We start from the raw sequence: 23,297 nt of genomic DNA on the forward strand, positions 1-23,297 counted from the left end.
GCCATGCCACCGCGAGTTCTCGATACGCGTTCGATGGGAACCTGACATGAGCACAGCATTAGAGCATCCGACCTACAACTACAAGGTAGTTCGGCAGTTCGCGATCATGACAGTGGTGTGGGGCATCGTGGGCATGTTCCTCGGTGTCATCCTTGCCGCACAACTGGTATGGCCGCAACTCAACCTCGACCTGCCCTGGACGAGCTTCGGCCGCCTGCGCCCGCTGCATACCAACGCGGTGATCTTCGCCTTTGGCGGTTCCGCACTGATGGCGACCTCCTACTACGTGGTACAGCGCACCTGCCAGACACGGCTGTTCTGCGACAAGCTGGCCGCCTTCACCTTCTGGGGCTGGCAGGCAGTGATCCTGTCGGCAGTGGTCACGCTCCCGCTCGGTATCACCACCACCAAGGAGTACGCCGAGCTCGAGTGGCCGATCAACATCCTGATCGCCGTGGTGTGGGTCAGCTACGCCATCGTCTTCCTGATGACCATCAAGCAGCGCAGGACCTCCCACATCTACGTGGCCAACTGGTTCTTCGCCGCCTTCATCCTGACCGTGGCCGTGCTGCACATCGTCAACAATGCCGCGATCCCGGTCACCCTGACGTACTCCACATCGATCTATGCCGGTACCATCGATGCCATGGTCCAGTGGTGGTACGGGCACAATGCGGTGGGCTTCTTCCTGACTGCCGGCTTCCTCGGCATGATGTACTACTTCGTACCCAAGCAGGCCGAGCGTCCGATCTACTCCTACCGCCTGTCCATCGTCCACTTCTGGGCGCTGATCATGATCTACATGTGGGCCGGCCCGCACCACCTGCACTATACCGCCCTGCCCAACTGGGCCCAGTCGCTGGGCATGGTGATGTCGATCATCCTGCTGGCACCCTCCTGGGGCGGCATGATCAACGGCATGATGACCCTCTCCGGCGCCTGGCATAAGCTGCGCACCGACCCGACCCTGCGCTTCCTGGTCGTGGCCCTGTCGTTCTACGGCATGTCCACCTTCGAAGGCCCGATGATGGCGGTGAAGACGGTCAATGCACTGTCCCACTACACCGACTGGACCATCGGCCACGTGCACGCCGGCGCCCTGGGCTGGGTGGCGATGATCACCATCGGCTCCATGTATCACCTGATCCCGCGCCTGTTCGGGCGCACCGAGATGCACTCGGTCGGCCTGATCGCCGTGCACTTCTGGCTGGCCACCATCGGCACCGTGCTCTACATCGCCGCCATGTGGGTCAACGGCATCCTGCAGGGCCTGATGTGGCGCGCCATCAACCCCGACGGCACCCTGATGTACACCTTCATCGAGTCGGTCGAGGCCAGCGGCCCGGGCTACATCGTGCGCCTGATCGGCGGTCTGTTCTGGGTCATCGGCATGCTGATCATGGCCTACAACGTCTTCATGACCGTCAAGCGCAGCGAAACCGTCAGCCAGCAGCCGCTTCCGCAGACTGCTTGAGTAACCGGGGAAACCGACACCAATGAAACATGAGATCGTCGAAAAGAACGTGGGCCTACTCGCCGTGTTGATCCTGGTGGTGATCAGCTTCGGCGGCCTGGCCGAGGTCGTGCCGCTGTTCTTCCAGAAACAGACGACCGAGCCCGTCGAAGGGTTGCGCCCGCTCTCCGCCCTGGAGCTGGAAGGGCGTGATATCTATCGCCGCGAGGGCTGCGTCGGCTGCCATTCGCAGATGATCCGCCCCTTCCGCGCCGAGACCGAGCGCTACGGCCACTACAGCGTGGCCGGCGAGTCGATCTACGAGCACAACTTCCTGTGGGGCTCCAAGCGTACCGGCCCGGACCTGGCCCGTGTCGGCGGCCGCTACAGCGACGACTGGCACCGCGCCCACATGTACAACCCGCGCGACGTGGTCCCGGAATCGATCATGCCGGCCTACCCGTGGCTGTTCGAGCGCACCCTCGACGGCAACGACACACCGCGCAAGATGCAGGCGCTGCGCGCCCTCGGCGTGCCCTACACCGACGAGGACATCGCGGGCGCCACGCGCGAGGTGCGTGGCCAGCAGGAGATCACGGCCCTGGTCGCTTATCTGCAGCAGCTGGGTACCGTGCTCGAGGGCACGCGTTGATCATGGATACCGGGACCTTTCGCGGCATCATCACCTTTCTGCTGATCGTGGCCTTCCTGGGGATCACCTGGTGGGCCTACTCCCGGCGCCGCAAGCCGGACTTCGACGAGGCGGCCCACCTGCCCTTCGCCGATGACGATGAGCAACCCAACCGTGACAGTACCAGCGCCTCGCAGCGGCACTCGAAGAACGAGTCGGAAAGCGACGCCGATTCCCGTAAAGACAGGGGGAGATAAAAACACATGAGCAATCTTTGGGATGACTCCCTTTCCGGGTTCTGGAGCGCCTGGATCATCGTGATAACGCTGGGCTCGATCGCCTTCGCCTTCTGGATCCTCTACGCCAACCGCAAGACCGACAAGGTGCCCGATGCCGACGGCAACGTGGAAACCACCGGTCATGCCGCCGATGAGATCGAGGAATACGACAACCCGCTACCACGCTGGTGGTTCCAGCTGTATGTCGCCACCGTGGTGTTCTCGCTCGGCTACCTGCTGCTTTATCCGGGGCTGGGCAACTTTGCCGGCCTGCTCGGCTGGACCCAGGAAGGCCAATGGGAGCAAGAAGTCGCCCGCGCCGAGGAGCGCTTCACGCCGATCTTCGCCCAGTATCAGGAGATCCCCATTCCCGAGCTGGCCCAGGACGCCGAAGCGATGCAGGTGGCCGAGCGGATCTTCCAGAACAACTGTGCGGTGTGTCACGGCGCCAACGCCCAAGGCGGCTACGGCTTTCCCAACCTGACCGACGACGATTGGCTCTACGGCGGCGAGCCGGAGCAGATCGTGACCACCCTGGTACGCGGACGCAACGGCTTGATGCCCTCCTGGCAGCAGCTCGGCCAGAACAACATCGAGAACGTCACCAACCACGTGCTGTCACTGTCCGGCCTGGAACACGACGCCGAGCGCGCCGAGCAGGGTGCGGCGGTCTACGCCTCGGTGTGTGCGGCGTGCCACGGCCCGAGCGGCACCGGCAACCAGGCGCTGGGTGCACCCAACCTGACCAACGATACCTGGCTCTACCAGGCGCCCGGTCAGAGCGTTGCCGACTCGGTACGCCAGACGCTGCGCAATGGCCGCAACGGTCATATGCCGGCTCAGGAAGCCTATATCGGCGAAGAGCGTGTCCATCTGGTGGCCGCCTACGTCTACAGCCTGCGCGATCGCGACTGAGGCCCGCACAGGGGCGGGAGTGCGACGTCGAGTCGCACTCTCCCGCCTCGCCCAGGGCTCTCGATACAATGAAGCCACTTCATTGCCTTCCCTCTGCGGGCCAGCGTTGCCCGCCGCGAGTCCGACATGAGCGATAAGATTCCCACTCGAGACGTGACCCCGGAACCGGTGGGCCACCACACGCCGCGTGGCATGGTACAGCAAGAGATGTACGCCAAACGGCGCCACATCTACGTGCGCGAGATCAAGGGCCTGTTCCAGCGCGTGCGCCGGCTGTCGAACTGGTTCCTGATGCTGGCCTTCTTCGGCCTGCCCTGGCTCACCTGGGGCGACCGCCCGCTGATCTGGTTCGACCTGCCGGGGCGCGAGTTTCACATCTTCGCGGCGACCTTCTACCCCCAGGAGTTCATTCTGCTCTCCTGGCTGCTGATCATCTGTGCCTTCGGCCTGTTCTTCATTACCGTATTCGCCGGCCGCGTATGGTGCGGCTATACCTGCCCCCAGAGCGTGTGGACCTTTCTCTACATCTGGGTGGAACACCGTCTCGAGGGCTCACGCCACCGACGCATCAAGCTCGACCGCGAGCCGATGAGCGTCGGCAAGGCCTGGCGCAAGGGCGCCAAGCATGCCGTCTGGCTGGCCATCGCGCTCGCCACCGGCGTGACCTTCGTCGGCTACTTCACGCCGATTCGTGAACTGGTCATCGAGCTGCCCACCCTCGAGGCCCACGGCTGGTCCTACTTCTGGGTTGGGTTCTTCCTGGTCTTCACCTACCTCAATGCCGGCTGGCTGCGCGAACAGGTGTGCATCTACATGTGCCCCTATGCCCGCTTCCAGTCGGTGATGTTCGACGCCGACACCCTGATCGTCTCCTACGACGCCAGCCGCGGCGAGCCCAGGGGATCGCGCAAGAAGAGCCTGAGCCATGCCGAGGCCCGCGAGGCTGGCCATGGCGACTGCATCGACTGCGACCTCTGTGTACAGGTCTGCCCCACCGGCATCGACATCCGTGATGGGCTGCAGTACGAATGCATCACCTGCGCGGCCTGTATCGATGCCTGCGACAGCGTGATGGAGCGGATGAACTACCCTCGTGGGCTGATTCGCTATACCACCGAGAACGCCCTGGAAGGCAAGCGGTCCCATATCCTGCGCCCCCGCCTGCTTGGCTACTTCGCCGCGCTGGTGGTGATGGTCGGCCTGTTCGTCTGGGCACTGGGCGATAGAATGCCCCTCAACTTCGAGGCCGAGCGCGAACGTGGCCAGCTCTACCAGATGACCCGTGACGGGCGCATCAGCAACGTCTATACCCTAACGGTGCGTAATCTCGACGACCGGGACCACACCTACCGCCTCGAAGTGAGCGGCCTGCCCGGCCTGGAACTGGATACCGAAACGCTGCGGGTACCGGCCGGCACCTCGCGGCTGTTCGCCGTCCAGGTCACCGCCGACCCGGCAGTACTGGAATTGCCAAGCCACGCCATTCAGTTGCTGCTGCAGTCACAAGACAACGAACGCATCGTGCTCGAGCGTGAAACCCGCTTCATCGGTGAAACCCGGAGATGAATGACATGACGCCCACCTCCCCCTGGTACAAGCAGTTCTGGCCGTGGTTCCTGCTCGGGCTGCTGATGCTGTCGATCAGTGTCAGCTCGACCTTTGCCGTGCTGGCCATCCGCTCGGCCGATGGCATGGTCCAGGAGGACTATTACGAGCACGGCCGCGCCATCAACATGGTGCTGGCCAAGCAGCAGCGTGCCCATGAGCTGAACCTGGCCGCGGACCTGCGCATCGACCCCATGACCAGCGACATCATCGTTCAGCTCGACGGCGACGACCGCCCCGAGAGGCTCTACCTGCGGCTGATCTTCCCGACCCAGGACGATCGCGACCAGGATCTCGTGCTCGAACACGTCCGCGACGGCCGCTACCTGGGGCAGGCGCCCGACAACCTGCGCCATCGCTGGTACCTGCAGCTTCATCCCAGCGAAGAGCAACCTGCGTGGCGCCTGGTCGGCGAGGCAAGTCTCCCCAGCGAGGAGAGCTTCAGCCTCACGCCGGGCGTGCAGCAGCGCAGCTGACACGAGCGACGTGATCATCCTTGACGCATGACGACATGACCCTGGCCGCCAACGACGTGAAGCCCACCGAGAGCTGTTACCACTGCGGCAGCCTGGTGCCGGCCGGTGCGCCCTGGTCGATCGCCCTCGATGACGACAGGCACCCACTGTGCTGCCCCGGCTGCGAGGCGGTAGCCCATGCCATCGTCGATGGCGGCCTGGCCAGTTACTACCGCTTCCGCACCGAGCTGCCCGAGCGCCCCGATGAGCGCCAGGCGGTGAAGGCGGAAACCTGGGCGGTATTCGACGATCCCGGGCTGCAGCGCCAGTTCGTCCATGCCGAGGGCGATGAGGGAATGGTGCATGCCACCCTGGCGGTGGACGGCATCACCTGCGCCGCCTGCGCCTGGCTGATCGAGCATCGCCTCAACGCCCTGGAGGGCGTGACCTCCAGTGCCGTCAACCTGAGCCATCACCGCGTACGCGTGGCCTGGGATCCGGCCCGGCTCAAGCTGTCGCGGATTCTTGCCGAGATGGCCGCCATCGGCTACAGCGCCCAGCCCTACGAACCCGACGCCGCCCAGCAGCGGCTGCAGTTCGAGGAGCGCATGAACATCCGCCGGCTGATCGTGGCCGCCGTGGGCATGGCCCAGGTGATGATGTTCTCGATCCCCATCTACGTGGCCGGCCCCGGCGAGATCAGCGAGGATTTCCTGGCGCTGTTCCACTGGCTGTCGTTCGCCCTGGCCACGCCGGTGGTGTTCTTCTCGGCCATGCCGTTCTTCCGCAATGCCGTGCGCGACCTGCGCGCGCGGGTGCTAGGCATGGACGTGCCGGTTTCCATTGCCATTGGCGGCGCCTATCTCGCCAGCGGCTATGCCGTGCTCTCCGGCACCGGCGAGGTCTATTTCGACTCGGTGGCGATGTTCACCTTCTTCCTGCTGTTCGGGCGCTACGTGGAGGCCCGCGCCCGGCGACGCAGCGGCCATACCGGCAACGTCCTGGCCGGTGCCCTGCCGCTTTCCGCCGTACGCCTGGAGGCCAATGACGAGGAGCGCATCCTACCGGCCAGCGAGCTCGCCGCCGGCGACCGGGTGCTAATCAAACCCGGCCATGGCGTGCCCGCCGACGGCGTGATCGAGGAAGGGGAGTCGAGCCTCGACGAGTCGATGCTTACCGGTGAGTACCTGCCGGTCAATCGACGCATCGGCGACACCGTCACCGGCGGCAGCCAGAACATCGAAAGCCCGCTGGTGGTGCGTGTGACCCACGCCGGCAAGGAAGCGCGGGTAGCGAGCATCGTCGACCTGACCGACCGCGCCTTCGCCAGCCGCCCACGTCTGGCCCAGATGGCCGCGCGCATGTCGCATCTGTTCGTGCTGCGCCTGCTGGTAGTGACCGTCTGCGTGACCACCGCCTGGTGGTTCATCGACCCCAGTCGCATGCTGTGGGTGATGCTCTCGGTACTGGTGGTGACCTGCCCCTGCGCCTTGGCGCTGGCCACGCCCACCGCGCTGACTGCGGGGCACGGCCAACTGCGCCGCCGCGGGGTGTTGATTACCCGTGCCGATGCCATTGAGTCGTTGTCCCAGGTCGACCGAGTGATCTTCGACAAGACCGGCACGCTGACCTGCGGCGAAATGCAGCTCGTCGACACCCGGCCACTTGGTGAACTTGGGGCGGAGCGTGCCAACGCGATCGCGGCAGCGCTGGAGGCCCACTCGGAACATCCCATCGCCCGCGCCTTCCGCCCCTGGCGCCAGGCCACGGTAGAGGCAAGCGAGCGTGCCAGCCGCACCGGCCTGGGCGTGGAGGGGGTGATCAAAGGCCACCGCTGGCGCCTGGGGCGCCCCGACTTCGCCGCCCCCGAGTACAAGCTCGCCGCCCCGGGCGACGGCCAGTGGCTGTTGCTCGCGGAGGAAGGCGAGCCCCGCGCCTGGTTCGCCCTGCGTGATCGGCTACGCGACGATGCCGCGGAAACCGTGGCGGCGCTGAAGGCCCGCGGCATGCAGGTGGAGCTACTCTCCGGCGATACCGCCGATGCCGTGCGCAGCATGGCACAGCAGCTCGGCATCGATACCTGGCAGGCCGGCGCCAGCCCGGAAGACAAGCTGGCTCGAATTCGTGAGCGTCAAGCCGCCGGCGAGAAGGTGGCGATGATCGGCGACGGCATCAACGACGTGCCGGTACTGGCCGGGGCCGACGTATCGATTGCCATGAACGGTGCCACCGACCTGGCCCGCACCAGCGCCGACGCCGTATTGCTGAGCCCGCGCCTGATGCGTATCGTCGAATCGATCGAGATCGCCCGTGCCACCCGACGCATCATGCGCCAGAACATGATCTGGTCGGTGTGCTACAACTTCTCGGCCCTGCCCCTGGCCGCCATCGGCATCGTACCGCCGTGGGTCGCAGCGCTGGGCATGTCGGGCAGCTCGCTGGTGGTGGTGGGCAATGCGCTGCGGCTCAATCGCTTCCGCCTGCGCCCCCGTCCGACGCCGAGCCCCGATGCGCAACTGGTGAATGCATGACCATCCTCTATCTGCTCATTCCGCTCTCCCTGATCCTGCTCGGCCTGGCCGTGTGGGCCTTCTTCTGGGCGGTCAAGAACGACCAGTTCGAGGACCTCGAGGGCCCTGCCCACCGCATCCTCTTCGACGAAGACGAGAACGACCTGACCCCGGCGGAGCGCGAGAGACGGCGCCAGGCCGCCCAGCGCAAGCCGGCCAATGAGGGTGACGACGACCCGGCAGAGCGCTGATGGATCCCACCGGACTCGGCTTGCCACCACTGCTGGCGGCCTTCGTCTTCGGCCTGCTCGGCGGCGCACACTGCATCGGCATGTGCGGCGGCATCATGAGTGCGCTGACCTTCGCCGTGCCGCCCAGCATGCGCAGCCCCGCCAGGCTTTCCGGGCTGCTGCTTGGCTACAACCTGGGCCGCATCCTGAGCTACATGGTCGCCGGAACGCTGGTCGCCTCGCTCGGTACCGTCGTGGCACTCGCTCCCACGGCACGGATCGTCCTGCAGGTGTTCGCCGCCACCATGCTGATCCTGATGGCGCTCTACATCGCCAACTGGTGGAAGGGGCTGCTCAGGGTGGAAGCCGTCGGCCGGCACCTGTGGCGCTACCTGGAGCCCATCGGCAAGCGCCTGATGCCGGTGGTGAAGATCCCGCAGGCCATCGGCCTGGGCGCCGTGTGGGGCTGGCTGCCCTGCGGGCTGGTCTACTCGATGCTGGCCTGGAGCCTGGCCACGGCGGATCCGCTGCGCGGCGCGGCGCTGATGGGCGCGTTCGGGCTCGGTACCCTGCCCTCGCTACTGGTCACCGGTTTCGCCGCCCGCCAGTTGGGCGCGCTGATCCGTCATTCGGCGACCCGCACCATCGCAGCACTTTCCATCATCGCCTTCGCCCTGTGGCAGCTCGTTTCGCTGCTGCCGCATGGCGCGACAGGTCATTGAAGGCGTCGCTTCAAGGCGGCATTGCCACTTCGTTTGACGCAGCTCAATCCGCCTTGGGCAGCATACCGCTACATTATGTCAACGCTAGCCTTTCGGAGTGCCATCATGTCCGTCCCCGCGATGTCCGTGCATCGAGCGATGGCCGATCCTTTCGCCTGGGACGAGGCCCTGCTGCGGCGCTACGACACTCATGGCCCACGTTATACCTCGTACCCCACAGCCAATTCGTTCAGTGATGATTTCGGCGTGGAGGCCTACCAGGCCGCCCTCGCCCGCAGCAACGCCGACGGCAGGCCGCTGTCCATCTACGTTCATATCCCCTTTTGCCGCAAGGCTTGTCATTACTGTGCCTGCAACAAGATAGCCACCAAGAACGCCAAGGTGGTGGAGCCCTACATCTCGCGACTGGATCGCGAAATGGTGCTGGTCAAGCCCTACCTGGATACGCGCCGCGAGGTGGCGCAGCTGCACTGGGGCGGCGGCACGCCGAGCTTTCTCAACCTCGACCAGATGAGTGACCTGATCGACCGGCTCGACGCGCGCTTCGGCCTCTCGAGCGCCCGCGACCGCGACTATGCCATCGAGATCGACCCACGCGAGGCCGACGTCTTCACCTTGCGCCACCTGCAGGCGCTGGGATTCAACCGCCTGAGCCTCGGTGTCCAGGACCTCGACCCCAGGGTGCAGCGCGCCGTGAATCGGGTCCAACCACGCATCCTCACCGAAGCGCTGCTCGATGAGGCCGATCGCCTCGGCTTCCGCTCGCTCAACCTGGACCTGATCTACGGCCTGCCCTTGCAGACCCGCGACAGCTTCGCCGCCACCCTGGCGCAGGTGATCGCCATGGCGCCGGCGCGACTTTCGGTCTTCAACTATGCCCATATGCCGGAGCGCTTTGCGGCCCAACGCCACATTCGTGCCGAGGACCTGCCCAAGCCCGAGGAGAAGCTGGCGATACTGCGCACCACCGTCGCCATGCTGACCGAAGCTGGCTACGTACACATTGGCATGGATCACTTCGCCCGTGCCAACGATAGCCTGGCCATCGCCCAGCGCGAAGGCACCCTGCAGCGCAATTTCCAGGGCTATTCCAGCCATGCCCAGTGCGACCTGGTGGGGCTCGGCGTCTCGGCCATCTCCTGCATCGATGACGTCTATGCCCAGAACCACACCAGCCTGGACGCCTACGAAGCGGCCCTCGACGACAGCCGCCTGCCCACCGCACGCGGCATCCGGCTAAGCTTCGACGACCAGGTCAGGCGGCATGCCATCGAGCGGCTGATGTGCGAGATGGAACTGGATCTGGATGAACTGAGCGAAACCTTCGGCATCGATGCTCCCCGCTACCTGGCGGATGCGTTGACGCGGCTGGGGCCTCTCCAGCGTGACGGGCTGGCGATCATGGAAGGGAGGCGTGTGGTCGCCACCCCCATCGGCCGGCTGCTGATCCGCCACCTGGCCATGGCCTTCGATGCACGCTTGCCGCTGGAGCCCGATGCCCAGTTCTCACGCATCGTCTGACCTTAAAGCGCTACCCAGAAAATTCTAATCATACTGCGGCCAAAGGTCGCAAGAGGCATTTTACCGGCTACAATAATGCTCCATAATGCACGAATGATTACGGCCCAGGAGGTGGAGCATGCCAGTCAACGCGGCCAATGCGGTCAGCAAGCGGCGTTCGCTGCTGCATGAAACCCGCTGTCAGAACTGCAGCTTGAGTTCATTGTGCCTGCCTCTTGCCTTGGAATTCGAGGACATGGAGCAGTTCGACGCCATCATTCGGCGTCGCTCGCCGCTGAAGAAGGGCGAGTCGCTGTTCCGCCAAGGCAGCGCCTTCAGCAGCGTCTTTGCCGTGCGCTCCGGCAGCCTCAAGCAGGTCACCACCGAGGGCTCGGGCGACGACCAGGTCACCAACTTCTATCTGCCCAGTGAACTGGTCGGCCTCGACGGTATCGACGAACAGGTTTATCCCGGCAGCGTGATCGCGCTCGAAACCACCACCGTGTGCGAGATCCCCTTCGATCGCCTCGATAGCCTCTCCGAGCAATTGCCCGAGCTGCGCGGCCAGCTCTACCGCAGCATGAGCAAGGAGCTGCGTGACGACCGCAAGATGATGCGCCTGCTGTCACGCAAGACCGCCGATCAGCGCCTGGCCAGCTTCTTCTCCAGCCTGTCGGACCGCTTCCGCCGCCGCGGCTACTCGCCCTACAGCTTCCGCCTTTCCATGTCGCGGGCGGACATCGGCAACTATCTGGGCCTGGCCGTGGAAACGGTGAGCCGTATCCTGGGCCGCTTCCAGCAGCAGGGGCTGGTCGAGGTCTCCGGGCGCGAAGTGAACATTCTCAATCTCGAGGAGCTGGTGGCCCAGGCCCAGGACGACCACTGAGCCGAGCCCCCACGTCACCCTACGCATGAACGAGACCCGCCCGGCAATGCCGGGCGGGTTTCTCTTTGGACAGGATGAATCGGCCGGTCAGCTGCTGCGCGAAAGATCCAGCGCGTCGATCCGGCGCTCGCGCATTCGCACCTGCTTGGCTTCGAGCCCTTCGAAGTCGAACAGCTCGCGGTCGGCCAGCTGCGACGGCGCCACGTTGGTCACCGCCTTGAACATGGATTCGATGCGCCCGGGGTGCTTGCGCTCCCACTCGGCCAGCATCTCCTTGACCACCTGGCGCTGCAGGTTGGGCTGTGAGCCGCACAGGTTGCAGGGAATGATGGGGAAGTCCATCAGCCGGGCAAACTCGGCGATATCCGCCTCGCGGCAGTAGGCCAGGGGGCGGATGACGATGTTCTTGCCGTCGTCGGAGAGCAGCTTGGGGGGCATCGCCTTGAGAGAGCCACCGTAGAACATATTGAGGAACAGCGTCTCCAGGATGTCCTCGCGATGGTGGCCCAGCGCCACCTTGGTCGCGCCGATCTCCTCGGCGAAGCCGTAGAGGGAGCCGCGACGCAGCCGTGAGCAGAGCGCGCAGGTGGTCTTGCCCTCCGGCGTCTTCTCCTTCACCACCGAATAGGTATCGCGCTCGAGGATGTAGTACTCGACGCCAACGGAATCGAGATACTCGGGCAGCACGTGCTCGGGGAAACCCGGCTGCTTCTGGTCGAGATTGACCGCCACCAGCGAGAAGTTCACCGGCGCATTGCGCTGCAGGTTGCGCAGGATCTCCAGCAGGGTATAGCTGTCCTTGCCGCCCGATAGGCAGACCATGACGCGATCGCCCTCGTGGATCATGCCGTAGTCGATAATGGCATTGCCCACCTGGCGGCGCAGGCGCTTCTGCAGCTTGTTGAACTCGCGCCGGGCCTTGGCATCGAGCGCCTCCAGGGGCGAGGTCTCCTCGCTCCCATTGCCCTGCTCCTGATGAGCATCAGGGTCGTCGGCAATATGAGGATTGAAAATCACGGCGTCTTGCATGGTCACGGACTGCCAGAGCGTGGTGGATGACGGAGGCCATCCTACCATCGCCTCGACTCAGTGGCGACGCCATGCCGCCTTGCCAGGGCAATTTTCCCAGGCGTCTTGCCGCCTCACGCCTCGCGGCGGTCCAGCATTGCGGCCCGCTCCAGGCGCAGGTACATCAATGCCGTGGTCACGGCGTCACCGAGGGCGGTATTGCGCCCCATGACCGGCACACCCAGGGCCTCCGCCACCGCCTCGAAACGCTGCGAGCGCGGCTCGGGTTCCATGACACTGCGACGCTGCTGCCGGTGGTACAGCTGCGCCACGTCGATGCCGCTGTTGGGCAGGTCGAAGCCGAAGCGCGGACGAATCTGGCGATTGAGGATGGTCAGGTCGAAGTCGAGCCGCCAGCCCAGCAGCGGACGGTTGCCGATGAAGTCGAGCAGTGTCACCAAGGCTTCGTCCAGGCTGATGCCATCGTCGAGGTCGATGCCCCGCAACCCATGCACACGGATCGAGTCGCCAGTCAGCGTAGCGGGTCGCTTGAGACGCAGGTCCAGCGATTCGCTGGTCAGCACTCTATCGCCGCGCACCTTGACCGCACCGATGGACACGGGCTCGGCGGTACGCGTATCGACACCGGTGGTCTCGCAATCGATGGCCACCAGCTCATCCCCGGTGTAGGGATGAAAAAGCCAGCCATACTCGCCGCCGGCATGGCGACGACGATCATGGGCCCGGCGCAAAGCTCGAAACATGCCGTTCCTCCTTGGTTCCTTTCTACCTCTCGCAGTCGCCGCCCTCAGGAGTATTCGAGGTGGTAACGCTGCGACAGGCTCTGCTTGAAGTCCTTCACGATGTGCAATGCTTCCCGCAGCAGGTCGCGCTCCAGTGACGACAGCTGCTGAACCACGACACGGTCCGGGCTCTGGTTGTCGGTATCGCCGCCCAGGCGCTCCAGTTGCTGCTTGAGGCGCAATTCGGTGAACAACGACAGCGCCTCGGCCAGATCCTCGGCGACTCGCTCTTCCAACCTTCCATCCGCCGCCAAGGCCTCGAGCCGCTCCAATGTCGAAGTGGGCTTGATGCGCCGCTCCAGCGCCATGGTGCGCACCCCATGTACGATGGGGAAGATGCCGCCCTTCTTGATGTCGATGCCGTGCTGAGGCTTCTTTAGTGAACCGAACAGGGTCAGGGGGGTGGAGAAGCGCAGCGCCGTGCGAGCGAAATAGGAGAGCAGGATCTCGTCACGCGAGCACTGCTCGAAGAGGGCCTGACGCACGCGATCGAGCAGCGCTGGATTGCCTGCCACGGCGTGGGAATCGAGCATGATGGCAAGCTTCATCAGGCTGTCGCCGTCACGTTTCTCGGCCCAGCGGGCGATGCGCTCGCGCCACTGGGAAACGGACCCCACCCAGTCGGGGTTGTTGACCATGATGTTGCCGGGACAGGGCGGGTAACCCAGTTCGATCAGCGTTTCGGTGAGCCGCTGCATCTGTTCGCCCACATCCGGCCATTCGAGTCCATCGGCAAGTATCAGGCCGTTGTCCTGGTCGGTCTTGAGGATCTGCTCGCCCCGCCCTTCGCTGCCCATCACCATCAGGCAGCTGTCGGCGTGGTAACGCTCGTCGATCAGAAAGCTCCAGGCCTTGGACATGATGCGACCGTTGAGCGCCGCCAGCAGACCCATGGCGAAGCGCAGCTTGACGCCTTGTGCCATCAGCGCCTTGACCAGCTCGGGTGTGCGGCGGCTGGCGCGGAACAGGGCATCGAGACTGTCCGCCTGTTCCACTTGCAGGCTCACCACATAGCTGCGGCTGGAGAAGTAGCTGAGCACGTCGGTGAGTTCCACGACACCGATCGGTGAGCCTTTTTCCTGTTCCTGCTTCTGCTCCAATACCACGACCCGCTCCACCTTATGGCGGGTCATCATCACGAGCACTTCGAACAGATACTGTTCGGGGCGTACCGTGACCAGCTCGAAGTGCGCAATATCCTGCAGTGGACTCTCCTTCCCGCGCTCATGGAGCACTAATGCTTCGAGCAGGTCGGTCTTGGTCACCATGCCCGCACCGTCCCCGCCTTCCACCAGCAAGCTGTCGGCATGACTCTCGTGCAGCCTGGCCACCGCCTCGGCGATGGTCGCCCCCGGCCCCATGCACAGCGGCGGGCGCATGCACTCTTCGACCCTTGCCAGCATGAAGCCGGCCATGGTCACGCCCCCCTCTGCGCGCTGTTCGGTCAGCAGGCGCGTCTTGTGTGCCAATGTCTGGCGGAAGAACTCGGCGAAAGCGGGGTAATCGTCGGCAAGCTGCAGGAACAGCGCCTTGGGCAGCAGATAACAGAGGCTCTCCTGCTCGGCGCGAAAACGGTAGCGGCTCTTGCCATTGAGGATGCTGATGGCCCCGAAGAGATCGCCGGCCGTATAATGGCCGATTCGCTCACGCGCACCCGGCTGCGTGGTATCAAGCTCGGCAACCTCTCCCTTGTGGATGAGAAAGACGTACTCCCCGGGCTGGCCGGTTTCGAGGATGACCTCGTCGCGATCGAAATAGGCCAGGTCGATGCCATTGCGGACGCGCTCACGCCCCTCTTCATCCAGAAAGGAGAACGGGGGTTGGGAAAGATCGACATCGACCATGTTGTAGCCCTCGTTGTGCGGCCGCCATCGCCATCGGCATCCGAACGAGTCCGAAAGGAGGCCTGGCGAGCAGGTCGCAATACCAAGGGAAACCCAGCCTGGGCCATCTACGTCCCTGTCGCCCGAAACAATAAAGAAACATTCCCTCGCTATATTCCGATGTCATTCACATCGAATAGGACTTCCTAGGGCAGAATAACAGCCCCGACTTTCAAGACATAACCTAGACCAACGTCCAAGGGAGTTGCCTCCGGGAGTTTTCAATCTGCACTAGACAATGGTCTTACAAGGAAGAGACGTAGACAAAAGTCCAATGATAGACAATCGTCCTAACGCCCAGACGGAAACATTGCAAATCCCAGCGGAAGCTAATCACAACCACATGATACAAAAGGGAAAAAGTAAGAATAAGATCATTATAGTTTGCTCATGATACCAAAGTCTGGGATTTTATTTTTCTGATTTATTGACCACTATTGCCCATGAGTCATTCGGGGCAGACGTACCTTGATAACGCGGCTCGACGATCGGTAACCAGACGTGGTGGGAAGTGCGGCTCGTCCGCAGGGAGCATGGGAACATCAGGCGCTTGCCAGCGCCAGCGTCCATACCACCCGACTCGAATCGCTTAGTGCGAACCCCTGATGAAGCTTGGCAACCCTCTTGGCGACTTCCCAACCTCAACAACAAGTGGAGAGCATCACTATGGCAGATGATAAAACCAATGCTGCTGCATACTGGAAGGCGAACGTACGCCTGATAACCGGGTGCCTGATCGTTTGGGCATTCGTCTCCTATGGCTGCGCCATCCTGTTTCGCCCCCTTCTTTCCGGCATCCCGGTCGGCGGTACCGATCTCGGGTTCTGGTTCGCCCAGCAGGGATCCATCCTGACCTTCATCGGCCTGATCTTCTTCTACGCCTGGAAGATGAACAAGCTCGACCAGAAGTTCGGCCTCGGGGAGTAAGCCAGCATGAGTCAGTTTGCCATCAACCTTCTCTTCGTGGGCGGCTCTTTCGCTCTCTATATCGGCATCGCCATCTGGGCACGTGCCGGTTCGACCAAGGATTTCTACGTCGCCGGCGGCGGCGTCCATCCGATCACCAACGGCATGGCCACTGCGGCCGACTGGATGTCCGCGGCCTCCTTCATTTCCATGGCCGGCCTGCTGGCTTCCGGCGGCTATGCCAACTCCACCTTCCTGATGGGCTGGACCGGCGGCTACGTGATTCTGGCCATGCTGCTTGCGCCCTACCTGCGCAAGTTCGGCAAGTTCACCGTGCCCGACTTCATCGGCGATCGTTTCTACAGCAAGACGGCCCGCATCGTTGCCGTCGTCTGTCTGATCGTCGCCTCGGTGACCTACGTCATCGGCCAGATGACCGGCGCCGGCGTGGCCTTCTCGCGCTTCCTCGAGGTGCCCAGCAGCGTGGGTATCTGGATCGCCGCGGCCATCGTTTTCCTGTATGCAGTATTCGGCGGCATGAAAGGCATCACCTACACCCAGGTGGCCCAGTACATCGTGCTGATCATCGCCTACACGATCCCCGCCGTGTTCATCGCCATGCAGCTGACCGGCAACCCGATCCCGATGTTCGGCATGTTCAGCACCCATACCGAATCCGGCATGCCGCTGCTGGCCAAGCTCGACGAAGTGGTCAATGCGCTGGGCTTCCGTGACTACACCGCCGACGTGGACAACAAGCTCAACATGGTGCTGTTCACCCTGTCGCTGATGATCGGTACTGCCGGCCTGCCCCACGTCATCATCCGCTTCTTCACCGTACCGAAGGTCGCCGACGCGCGCTGGTCCGCAGGTTGGGCACTGGTGTTCATCGCCCTGCTCTACCTGACCGCACCGGCCGTAGGCTCCATGGCACGCCTCAACCTGGCCACCACCATCTTCCCGGAAATGGCCGGTCAGGTGCAGGACTACGAGGAAGCCGCGGACCAGGCACTTCTCTACGAAGAGCGTCCGGAGTGGGTGCGCACCTGGGAAGATACCGGGCTGATCACCTTCACCGATCGCAACAACGACGGGCGCATCCAGATGTACAACGATGCCAACCCGGCCTTCCAACCGATCGCCGAGCAGCGCGGCTGGGAAGGCAACGAACTGACGGTGAACAATGACATCCTGGTACTGGCGAATCCTGAAATCGCCAACCTGCCGGGCTGGGTCGTGGGTCTGATCGCAGCCGGGGGTATCGCGGCGGCGCTCTCCACCGCGGCGGGCCTGCTGCTGGCGATCTCCTCCGCCATCAGTCATGACCTGATCAAGAACACCATCAACCCCAACATCACCGAGAAGGGTGAAATGCTGGCGGCGCGGATCTCCATGGCAGGCGCCATCCTGTTGGCGACCTATCTGGGCCTCAATCCTCCCGGATTCGCCGCCCAGACCGTGGCCCTCGCCTTCGGTATCGCTGCCGCCTCGCTGTTCCCGGTGCTGATGATGGGTATCTTCTCCACTCGGATGAACAGCAAGGGCGCCATCTGCGGCATGCTGGCCGGCCTGATCGCCACCCTGCTGTACATCTTCACCTACCTGGGCTGGTTCTTCATTCCCGGCACCAACATGCTGCCGAATACCCAGGACAACTGGATCATGGGTATCTCGCCGCTCTCCTTCGGTGCCGTGGGCGCGATGATCAACTTCGCCGTGGCCTATGCGGTCTCCACCGCCACCGAGGAACCGCCGCAGGAGATCCAGGATCTGGTGCAGAGCGTGCGTTATCCGAAAGGCGCTGGCGCCGCACTCGACCACTAAGCCATAATGGCCTCCCGGCCCGCTGCGGGTCGGGGACCGAACCAGATCGGGCTTCCCATCGGGAAGCCCGATTGCTTTGAGAAAGGTGGCGTTATGATATGGCACTTGATTGCGGCGATCTTCGCCGGCCTGGGTGCTGCCGGCATTGGCCTGATGCTGCGCCTGGCCAGCGGCAAGCGATTGCCGACATGGATCATCCCGGTCTGCGCCGGCCTGGGCATGCTCGGCTACCAGATCCACTACGAATACTCCTGGTTCGACCACAAGCAAAGCCAGCTGCCCACCACGGCTCGGGTGGTGGATACCGAGCAGGACAGCATGCCCTGGCGGCCCTGGACCTACCTATACCCCATGACCAAGGCTTTCAGCGTGGTCGACCAGAGCAGCATGGTGCTTCGGCAGGCCGAAGAGCAGCAGCTGGTCGAGTTCATCCTCTACCGCTTCGAGAAGGAGTACGTGGATCAGCTTCATCACCAGCCCTACCTGATGAACTGCTCCACGGCCGAGATGGTGCCGCTGACCAATGGCAGCCGTCAGCCACGCCTCGATGCCCTGCGCCAGATCGAACAGGAATCGCGTCTTTTCCAGGCGGTATGCTCCCCCTGGTGAGGCGTCAGCACAGTCAACCTGGCCAGGGGCCAGGCATCACCGGCCCGAGTGTCCTCGGGTCGATATCGCTTTAGAATGGTCCGCAGTTACCGGGGGGAGAATCCATGTTTGCCGGTTGGCTGCTGATCGCGGTTTCACTGCTCTACATCGCCATACTGTTCGGCATCGCCTGGCTGGGCGACCGCAATGCGCGTCGGCGCGGCGCCAGTCGCCAGCGTCCGGTCATCTACATCCTGGCCCTGGCCATCTACTGCACCTCGTGGAGCTTCTACGGGGCGGTCGGCCAGGCAGCGACTTCCGGCTGGTCCTTTGCCAGTATCTATGTCGGGCCGATCCTGACCTTCCTGCTGTTCTGGCCGATACTCGCCAAGATGATCCGGGTGGCCAAGCGACAGAACATCACCTCGATCGCCGACTTCATCGCCTCGCGCTACGGCAAGGCGCAATCCCTGGCGGCCTTCGCCAGCCTGGTCGCGCTGATCGGCACACTGCCCTACATCGCCCTGCAGTTGAAGGCCGTGTCGACCTCGTTCGCCGTACTGACGGATGCGGCCGACATCACCCACACCCCGCTCTTCGCCGATACGGCCTTCTTCGTTGCCATCGTGATGGCAGCGTTCGCCATTCTGTTCGGTACGCGCCACACCGATGCCACCGAGCATCATGAGGGGCTGATCCATGCCGTCGCCTTCGAGTCGATGGTCAAGCTGCTGGCCTTCCTGATCCTTGGCGCCTATGTCACCTGGGGCATGTTCGATGGCCTCGGTGAGCTGATGGCACTGGCCGACACCCAAATGGAGCTTCAGCGCCAGCTCGCCGACCAGGACTTCGGCCGCGGCTTCTGGGCCCAGACGCTGCTGGCAATGCTGGCGATCTTCTGCCTGCCACGCCAGTTCCATGTCGCCGTGGTGGAGAACACCCACCCCAACGATGCCGCCAAGGCACGCTGGCTGTTTCCGCTCTACCTGGTGGCCTTCGCCTTCTTCATTCTGCCCATTGCCGCCGCAGGCCTGGCCCTGTTCCCCGACGGCTCGGTGGAGCCCGACACCTTCGTGCTGGCGCTGCCGATGGCTGCCGGCCAGCAGTGGCTGACCCTGCTCACCTATATCGGCGGTTTCTCCGCGGCGACCGGCATGGTCATCGTTGCCACGGTCGCTGTGTCGATCATGATCTCCAACGAAATCGTGATTCCGCTGCTGTTCCGCCTGCGCTGGCTGGATGCCCGCCCGCGCGACTACGGGCGCCTGGTGCTCCAGGCCCGACGCATCACCATCGGCGTGATCCTGGCGCTGGCCTATGGCTTTTACCAGTTGATCGGAGAGTTCACCTCGCTGGCATCGATCGGCATGCTCTCCTTCGCCGCAGCGGCCCAGTTCGCTCCCGCCCTGATCGGCGGGCTCTATTGGAAGCGTGGCAACCGGCTCGGAGTGGTGGTGGGCATGAACGCCGGATTCGCCATCTGGGCCTACAGCCTGCTCATGCCGGGGATGATCCAGGCTGGCGTGCTGCCGGCCGACTGGCTCGCCGGGGGCCCTTTCGGCCATCCCTGGCTGACGCCCACCGCGCTGTTCGGGCTCAATTTCGGCGACTCCTTCACCCATGGCGTGATGCTCTCGCTCGGGGTCAACCTGTTCTGCTACATCTTCGTTTCCCAGGTCACCTCGCAGCGGGTGGTCGAACGTATCCAGGCCTCGCTGTTCGTCGACAGCGTCGAAACCCGCCAGACCTCGGTCAACCGCCCCTGGACCGGCGCCACTACCGTCGGCGACCTCAAGGTGCTGTGCGAGCGCTTCCTCGGCGCCGGCCAGGTGGCTCGCGCCTTCGACGACTACGCGCGGCGTGCCGGCAAACCGCTGGAGGATGGCAACCGCGCCTCGATCGACGTGATCCAGTTCACCGAACGCTTCCTGGCCTCGGTGCTGGGGGCCTCCTCGGCGCGCATCGTGGTCAACTCGGCACTGCAGGGGCGCGGCATCGGCATCTCCGACGTGATCTCCATCGTCGACGAAGCCTCCCAGGTACTGGAGTTCAACCGCGCCCTGCTGCAGGCGACCATCGAGAACATCAACCAGGGCATCAGCGTGGTCGACCAGAACATGCGCCTGGTGGTGTGGAACCAGCGCTACCTGGAGCTGTTCCGCTTCCCCGACCACCTGATCCGGGTCGGCGCGCCGATGGACAAGATCTTCCGCTACAACGCCCACAACGGCGAATACGGGCCCGGCGACCCGGAAGAGCACGTGCAGCTGCTGATCGACAACATTCGCGAGGGCCAGCCCCACCGCTACGTGCGTTACCGCCAGGACGGCAGCGTGCTGGAGGTACAGGGCAACCCCATGCCGGGCGGCGGCTTCGTCTATACCTACCAGGACATCACCCAGCAGAAGCGCATCGAGGAGGCGCTGATACGCTCCGAGAACAACATCCGCATCTACACCGACAACGTGCCGGCGCTGATCGCCTACTTCGACAAGGAGTGCCGCTACCTCTTCACCAACCGCGCCTACGAGCAGGCCTTCGGCATCGATCGCAACGAGGTCATCGGCAAGCACGTCAATAGTGTCATCAGCGATGAGATGGCGCTCGAGCGCGAGCCCTGGATCCACCGGGCGCTGGCTGGCGAACGGGTCAACTTCGAGGTATCGCTGCGCCTCGCCGACGATCTGCGCTACATGCTGGTGACCTATACGCCACACTTCGGCGACAGCGGTGCCATCCTCGGTTTCTTCGCTCTCTACCAGGACATTACCGAGCGGCGCCTGGCCGAGATCGCCCTGAAGGAGACCAACGAGACGCTGGAGGAACGGGTGCGCGAACGTACCCAGGCACTGTCGGAAGCCAATACCGCGCTGCGCCAGGAGAACCGCGTACGGGCCGAGGCCGAGCAGGCCCTGCGCCAGGCCAAGCAGGTGGCCGAGGACGCCAACGCTTCCAAGACCCGTTTCCTCGCTGCCGCCAGCCACGACCTGCTACAACCGTTGAACGCCGCACGCCTGTTCACCTCGGCCCTCTCGCATGAGATGGACGCCGAGGACATGAAGCGCACCATCGGCCATATCGACAACTCGCTGCAGGCCGCCGAGGAGCTGCTCGGCACCCTGCTCGACATCTCCAAGCTCGACGCAGGTGCTCTCACCCCGCGGCGCAACCACTTTGCGCTGGCCGATATCTTCCGTCCGCTGCGTGCCGAATTCGAGGTCATGGCGGAGGAGCGCGGCCTCGATCTGGTGGTGGTCCCGACCCGTGCCTGGGTCGACAGCGACCCCCAGATGCTGCGGCGAATCGTGCAGAATTTCCTGTCGAACGCGCTGCGCTACACCCAGGAGGGGCGGGTGCTGTTGGGCTGCCGGCGGCGCGGCGCGCGTCTGACCATCGAGGTATGGGACTCGGGCCCGGGCATCCCCGAATCCAAGCAGGCGGAGATCTTCCAGGAGTTCCGCCGCCTCGACCAGACCACACGACACAAGGAGAGCGAGAAGGGCCTGGGATTGGGGCTGTCGATCGCCGACCGCATGAGCCGCGTGCTCGATCATCCGATCAAGGTCACCTCCCGCGAGGGCGTCGGCACCATGTTCTCGGTCAGCGTGCCGGTGGTGACCCCGCGCAGCGAGGCGGAGCGCGCCGAGGAAGCCGCCTCGCCACGGCGCGTGGGCAACAAGCTGGTGGGTACACGCATCCTGTGCGTCGACAACGAGACGCTGATCCTGGAAGGCATGAAAGCGATGCTCTCGGGCTGGGGCTGCGAGGTCTATACCGCCACCACCATTGGCGGCGCCAAGTCGGTGTTGCGTAACCTCGACGGCGAGCCGGACGCGATTCTCGCCGACTACCACCTCGACAACGAGGTGACCGGCTTGATGGCGCTGGAAGCCCTCAGCGAACGACTGCAGAGCGCGGTACCAGGTATCGTCATCACCGCCGACCGTACCGAGGAGGTGGCCGAAGAGATCCGCCGCAGCGGCTACCATCTACTGCAGAAGCCGGTGCGCCCTGCTGCCCTGCGCGCCCTGCTGACCCGCACGCTGCAGGCCAGTCGGGCGCCAAGCGCCTAGCGCAACGAGCAACGAGCAACGAGCAACGAGCAACGAGCATCATGCAAAACACGAGGGGCCCACGACCATGTCGTGGGCCCCTCGCTCGAAGCTCGAAGCTCGAAGCTCGAAGCTCGAAGCTCGAAGCTCGAAGCTCGAAGCTCGAAGCTCGAAGCTCGAAGCTCGAAGCTCGAAGCTCGAAGCTCGAAGCTAGGATTCCACCTTGGGCGGCTCCACCTCGAGCTTCTGGGCCGCGATCACCGCCTGGGTGCGCGAATGCACGCCCAGCTTGCGTAGGATAGCCGTCACATGGGCCTTGATGGTGGCTTCGGAGACGTTCAACTCGTAAGCGATCTGCTTGTTGAGCAGGCCTTCGGTGAGCATGTTGAGAACCCGGAACTGCTGCGGCGTCAGCGAGGCGATGGCCTCGGCGAAGCGGGTCTCCTCCTCGTTGGCATCGCCCAGGGAGTCGGCCAACTCCTGGGGCAACCACACTTCACCGTCAAGGATTTCGCCGACCGCCTCGGCAATCAGCTGCAGGGAGGAAGATTTGGGAATGAAGCCTGATGCCCCGTAGTCGATGGCGCGACGCACCACGTGGGGCTCGTCACTGCCGGAAACCACCGCCACCGGAATGTCCGGGGTCTGTCCACGCAGCTGGATCAGGCCGGAAAAGCCATGGGCGCCCGGCATATGCAGGTCCAGCAGGATCAGATCGGCGTCAGGATGGCGGTTGACGACCTCACAGGTTGCCTCCATGGTGTCGGACTCGACGATTTCGGCCTGGGGCGCCAGCTGGCGCAGCGCCTGCGTCAGCGCTGCACGGAACAGCGGATGGTCATCGGCAACGATGAATTTCTGGGCAAAGGCCATGGATTCTCCTCCGGTTCCTCGAGCTCGGGGCCCTGGGGCCGCCACTTCGGGCTCATCGATTGTTCACCGCATGTTACCCCATGCTCGGGCGCTTCCCAAGCGAATGGAGCACGTTGTCGACAACGATGTGCCAAAGTCGTGATGCAAATGAGTTGCGAAAGTGAACCGGTACAAC

General features: G+C 63.9%; 19 protein-coding genes. 15 read left to right on the top strand and 4 right to left on the bottom strand.

Annotated elements, in window-relative coordinates; all coding sequences use genetic code 11:
• Window positions 1-46 precede the first annotated feature (46 nt).
• The 11 genes from ccoN (at window position 47) to fnr (ending at window position 11,185) form a co-directional block, all read left to right on the top strand.
• Window positions 47-1,474 carry a cytochrome-c oxidase, cbb3-type subunit I gene (gene ccoN / locus ACUY1T_RS15405; RefSeq protein ID WP_446024251.1) on the top strand — a complete coding sequence of 476 codons (1,428 nt, stop codon included), beginning with the start codon at window positions 47-49 and terminating at the stop codon, window positions 1,472-1,474.
• A 22-nt stretch (window positions 1,475-1,496) separates the two neighbouring features.
• The gene (gene ccoO, locus ACUY1T_RS15410; protein ID WP_446024253.1) at window positions 1,497-2,105 is read left to right on the top strand and encodes a cytochrome-c oxidase, cbb3-type subunit II; all 609 of its coding nucleotides are present in this window, start codon (window positions 1,497-1,499) and stop codon (window positions 2,103-2,105) included.
• A gap of 2 nt (window positions 2,106-2,107) precedes the next feature.
• Window positions 2,108-2,341 (top strand): cbb3-type cytochrome oxidase subunit 3, encoded by a 234-nt coding sequence (locus ACUY1T_RS15415; RefSeq protein WP_446024255.1) that lies wholly within the window; start codon window positions 2,108-2,110, stop codon window positions 2,339-2,341.
• Between the two features lie 6 nt (window positions 2,342-2,347).
• Window positions 2,348-3,277 carry a cytochrome-c oxidase, cbb3-type subunit III gene (gene ccoP / locus ACUY1T_RS15420; protein WP_446024257.1) on the top strand — a complete coding sequence of 310 codons (930 nt, stop codon included), beginning with the start codon at window positions 2,348-2,350 and terminating at the stop codon, window positions 3,275-3,277.
• Window positions 3,278-3,403: 126 nt separating this feature from the next.
• Entirely contained in the window at window positions 3,404-4,843 is a 1,440-nt protein-coding gene (ccoG, locus tag ACUY1T_RS15425; RefSeq protein WP_446024259.1) for a cytochrome c oxidase accessory protein CcoG, read from the top strand.
• A gap of 5 nt (window positions 4,844-4,848) precedes the next feature.
• On the top strand, window positions 4,849-5,358 hold the full coding sequence (locus tag ACUY1T_RS15430; protein ID WP_446024261.1) for a FixH family protein: 510 nt from the start codon (window positions 4,849-4,851) through the stop codon (window positions 5,356-5,358).
• A 35-nt stretch (window positions 5,359-5,393) separates the two neighbouring features.
• Window positions 5,394-7,868 (top strand): heavy metal translocating P-type ATPase, encoded by a 2,475-nt coding sequence (locus tag ACUY1T_RS15435; RefSeq protein ID WP_446024339.1) that lies wholly within the window; start codon window positions 5,394-5,396, stop codon window positions 7,866-7,868.
• Entirely contained in the window at window positions 7,865-8,098 is a 234-nt protein-coding gene (ccoS, locus tag ACUY1T_RS15440; RefSeq protein WP_446024263.1) for a cbb3-type cytochrome oxidase assembly protein CcoS, read from the top strand. The genes ACUY1T_RS15435 and ccoS overlap by 4 nt, the downstream gene beginning before the upstream one ends.
• The gene (locus ACUY1T_RS15445) at window positions 8,098-8,799 is read left to right on the top strand and encodes a sulfite exporter TauE/SafE family protein (protein ID WP_446024265.1); all 702 of its coding nucleotides are present in this window, start codon (window positions 8,098-8,100) and stop codon (window positions 8,797-8,799) included. The genes ccoS and ACUY1T_RS15445 overlap by 1 nt, the downstream gene beginning before the upstream one ends.
• A 105-nt stretch (window positions 8,800-8,904) precedes the next feature.
• Complete coding sequence (gene hemN, locus ACUY1T_RS15450; RefSeq protein ID WP_446024267.1) at window positions 8,905-10,320, top strand: oxygen-independent coproporphyrinogen III oxidase; 1,416 nt, start codon at window positions 8,905-8,907, stop codon at window positions 10,318-10,320.
• Between the two features lie 118 nt (window positions 10,321-10,438).
• The gene (gene fnr / locus ACUY1T_RS15455; protein WP_446024269.1) at window positions 10,439-11,185 is read left to right on the top strand and encodes a fumarate/nitrate reduction transcriptional regulator Fnr; all 747 of its coding nucleotides are present in this window, start codon (window positions 10,439-10,441) and stop codon (window positions 11,183-11,185) included.
• 87 nt (window positions 11,186-11,272) lie between these two features.
• On the opposite strand, the gene ttcA is transcribed toward fnr, so the two are convergent.
• The 3 genes from ttcA to ACUY1T_RS15470 form a co-directional block, all read right to left on the bottom strand.
• Window positions 11,273-12,214 carry a tRNA 2-thiocytidine(32) synthetase TtcA gene (gene ttcA / locus ACUY1T_RS15460; RefSeq protein ID WP_446024270.1) on the bottom strand — a complete coding sequence of 314 codons (942 nt, stop codon included), beginning with the start codon at window positions 12,212-12,214 and terminating at the stop codon, window positions 11,273-11,275.
• 113 nt (window positions 12,215-12,327) lie between these two features.
• On the bottom strand, window positions 12,328-12,957 hold the full coding sequence (locus ACUY1T_RS15465) for a 3'-5' exonuclease (protein ID WP_446024272.1): 630 nt from the start codon (window positions 12,955-12,957) through the stop codon (window positions 12,328-12,330).
• 44 nt (window positions 12,958-13,001) lie between these two features.
• Complete coding sequence (locus tag ACUY1T_RS15470; RefSeq protein WP_446024274.1) at window positions 13,002-14,840, bottom strand: putative nucleotidyltransferase substrate binding domain-containing protein; 1,839 nt, start codon at window positions 14,838-14,840, stop codon at window positions 13,002-13,004.
• Between the two features lie 705 nt (window positions 14,841-15,545).
• Between ACUY1T_RS15470 and ACUY1T_RS15475 the strand changes: the two genes are divergently transcribed.
• From ACUY1T_RS15475 to ACUY1T_RS15490, 4 genes are all read left to right on the top strand, one after another.
• Window positions 15,546-15,806, top strand: a complete 261-nt coding sequence (locus ACUY1T_RS15475; protein ID WP_446024276.1) for a DUF4212 domain-containing protein — start codon at window positions 15,546-15,548, stop codon at window positions 15,804-15,806.
• 6 nt (window positions 15,807-15,812) lie between these two features.
• A complete protein-coding gene (locus tag ACUY1T_RS15480; protein ID WP_446024278.1) occupies window positions 15,813-17,609 on the top strand; it encodes a sodium:solute symporter family protein in 1,797 nt (598 codons plus the stop codon).
• A 93-nt stretch (window positions 17,610-17,702) separates the two neighbouring features.
• Entirely contained in the window at window positions 17,703-18,218 is a 516-nt protein-coding gene (locus tag ACUY1T_RS15485; RefSeq protein ID WP_446024280.1) for a hypothetical protein, read from the top strand.
• Between the two features lie 104 nt (window positions 18,219-18,322).
• Entirely contained in the window at window positions 18,323-22,270 is a 3,948-nt protein-coding gene (locus ACUY1T_RS15490) for a hybrid sensor histidine kinase/response regulator (protein WP_446024282.1), read from the top strand.
• A gap of 189 nt (window positions 22,271-22,459) precedes the next feature.
• On the opposite strand, the gene ACUY1T_RS15495 is transcribed toward ACUY1T_RS15490, so the two are convergent.
• Complete coding sequence (locus ACUY1T_RS15495) at window positions 22,460-23,122, bottom strand: LuxR C-terminal-related transcriptional regulator (protein WP_446024284.1); 663 nt, start codon at window positions 23,120-23,122, stop codon at window positions 22,460-22,462.
• Window positions 23,123-23,297: the final 175 nt, after the last annotated feature.

This window comes from Billgrantia sp. Q4P2 (assembly GCF_052806135.1).

Coding starts and splice junctions, on each gene's coding strand:
- ACUY1T_RS15435 (WP_446024339.1), top strand. CDS start 5,394: ATGACCCTGGCCGCCAACGACGTGAAGCCCACCGAGAGCTGTTACCAC.
- ACUY1T_RS15415 (WP_446024255.1), top strand. CDS start 2,108: ATGGATACCGGGACCTTTCGCGGCATCATCACCTTTCTGCTGATCGTG.
- ccoO (WP_446024253.1), top strand. CDS start 1,497: ATGAAACATGAGATCGTCGAAAAGAACGTGGGCCTACTCGCCGTGTTG.
- ACUY1T_RS15490 (WP_446024282.1), top strand. CDS start 18,323: ATGTTTGCCGGTTGGCTGCTGATCGCGGTTTCACTGCTCTACATCGCC.
- ACUY1T_RS15475 (WP_446024276.1), top strand. CDS start 15,546: ATGGCAGATGATAAAACCAATGCTGCTGCATACTGGAAGGCGAACGTA.
- ACUY1T_RS15430 (WP_446024261.1), top strand. CDS start 4,849: ATGACGCCCACCTCCCCCTGGTACAAGCAGTTCTGGCCGTGGTTCCTG.
- ttcA (WP_446024270.1), bottom strand. CDS start 12,214: ATGCAAGACGCCGTGATTTTCAATCCTCATATTGCCGACGACCCTGAT.
- ACUY1T_RS15480 (WP_446024278.1), top strand. CDS start 15,813: ATGAGTCAGTTTGCCATCAACCTTCTCTTCGTGGGCGGCTCTTTCGCT.
- ACUY1T_RS15470 (WP_446024274.1), bottom strand. CDS start 14,840: ATGGTCGATGTCGATCTTTCCCAACCCCCGTTCTCCTTTCTGGATGAA.
- ccoS (WP_446024263.1), top strand. CDS start 7,865: ATGACCATCCTCTATCTGCTCATTCCGCTCTCCCTGATCCTGCTCGGC.
- ACUY1T_RS15465 (WP_446024272.1), bottom strand. CDS start 12,957: ATGTTTCGAGCTTTGCGCCGGGCCCATGATCGTCGTCGCCATGCCGGC.
- ACUY1T_RS15445 (WP_446024265.1), top strand. CDS start 8,098: ATGGATCCCACCGGACTCGGCTTGCCACCACTGCTGGCGGCCTTCGTC.
- ACUY1T_RS15485 (WP_446024280.1), top strand. CDS start 17,703: ATGATATGGCACTTGATTGCGGCGATCTTCGCCGGCCTGGGTGCTGCC.
- hemN (WP_446024267.1), top strand. CDS start 8,905: ATGTCCGTCCCCGCGATGTCCGTGCATCGAGCGATGGCCGATCCTTTC.
- ccoP (WP_446024257.1), top strand. CDS start 2,348: ATGAGCAATCTTTGGGATGACTCCCTTTCCGGGTTCTGGAGCGCCTGG.
- fnr (WP_446024269.1), top strand. CDS start 10,439: ATGCCAGTCAACGCGGCCAATGCGGTCAGCAAGCGGCGTTCGCTGCTG.
- ccoN (WP_446024251.1), top strand. CDS start 47: ATGAGCACAGCATTAGAGCATCCGACCTACAACTACAAGGTAGTTCGG.
- ACUY1T_RS15495 (WP_446024284.1), bottom strand. CDS start 23,122: ATGGCCTTTGCCCAGAAATTCATCGTTGCCGATGACCATCCGCTGTTC.
- ccoG (WP_446024259.1), top strand. CDS start 3,404: ATGAGCGATAAGATTCCCACTCGAGACGTGACCCCGGAACCGGTGGGC.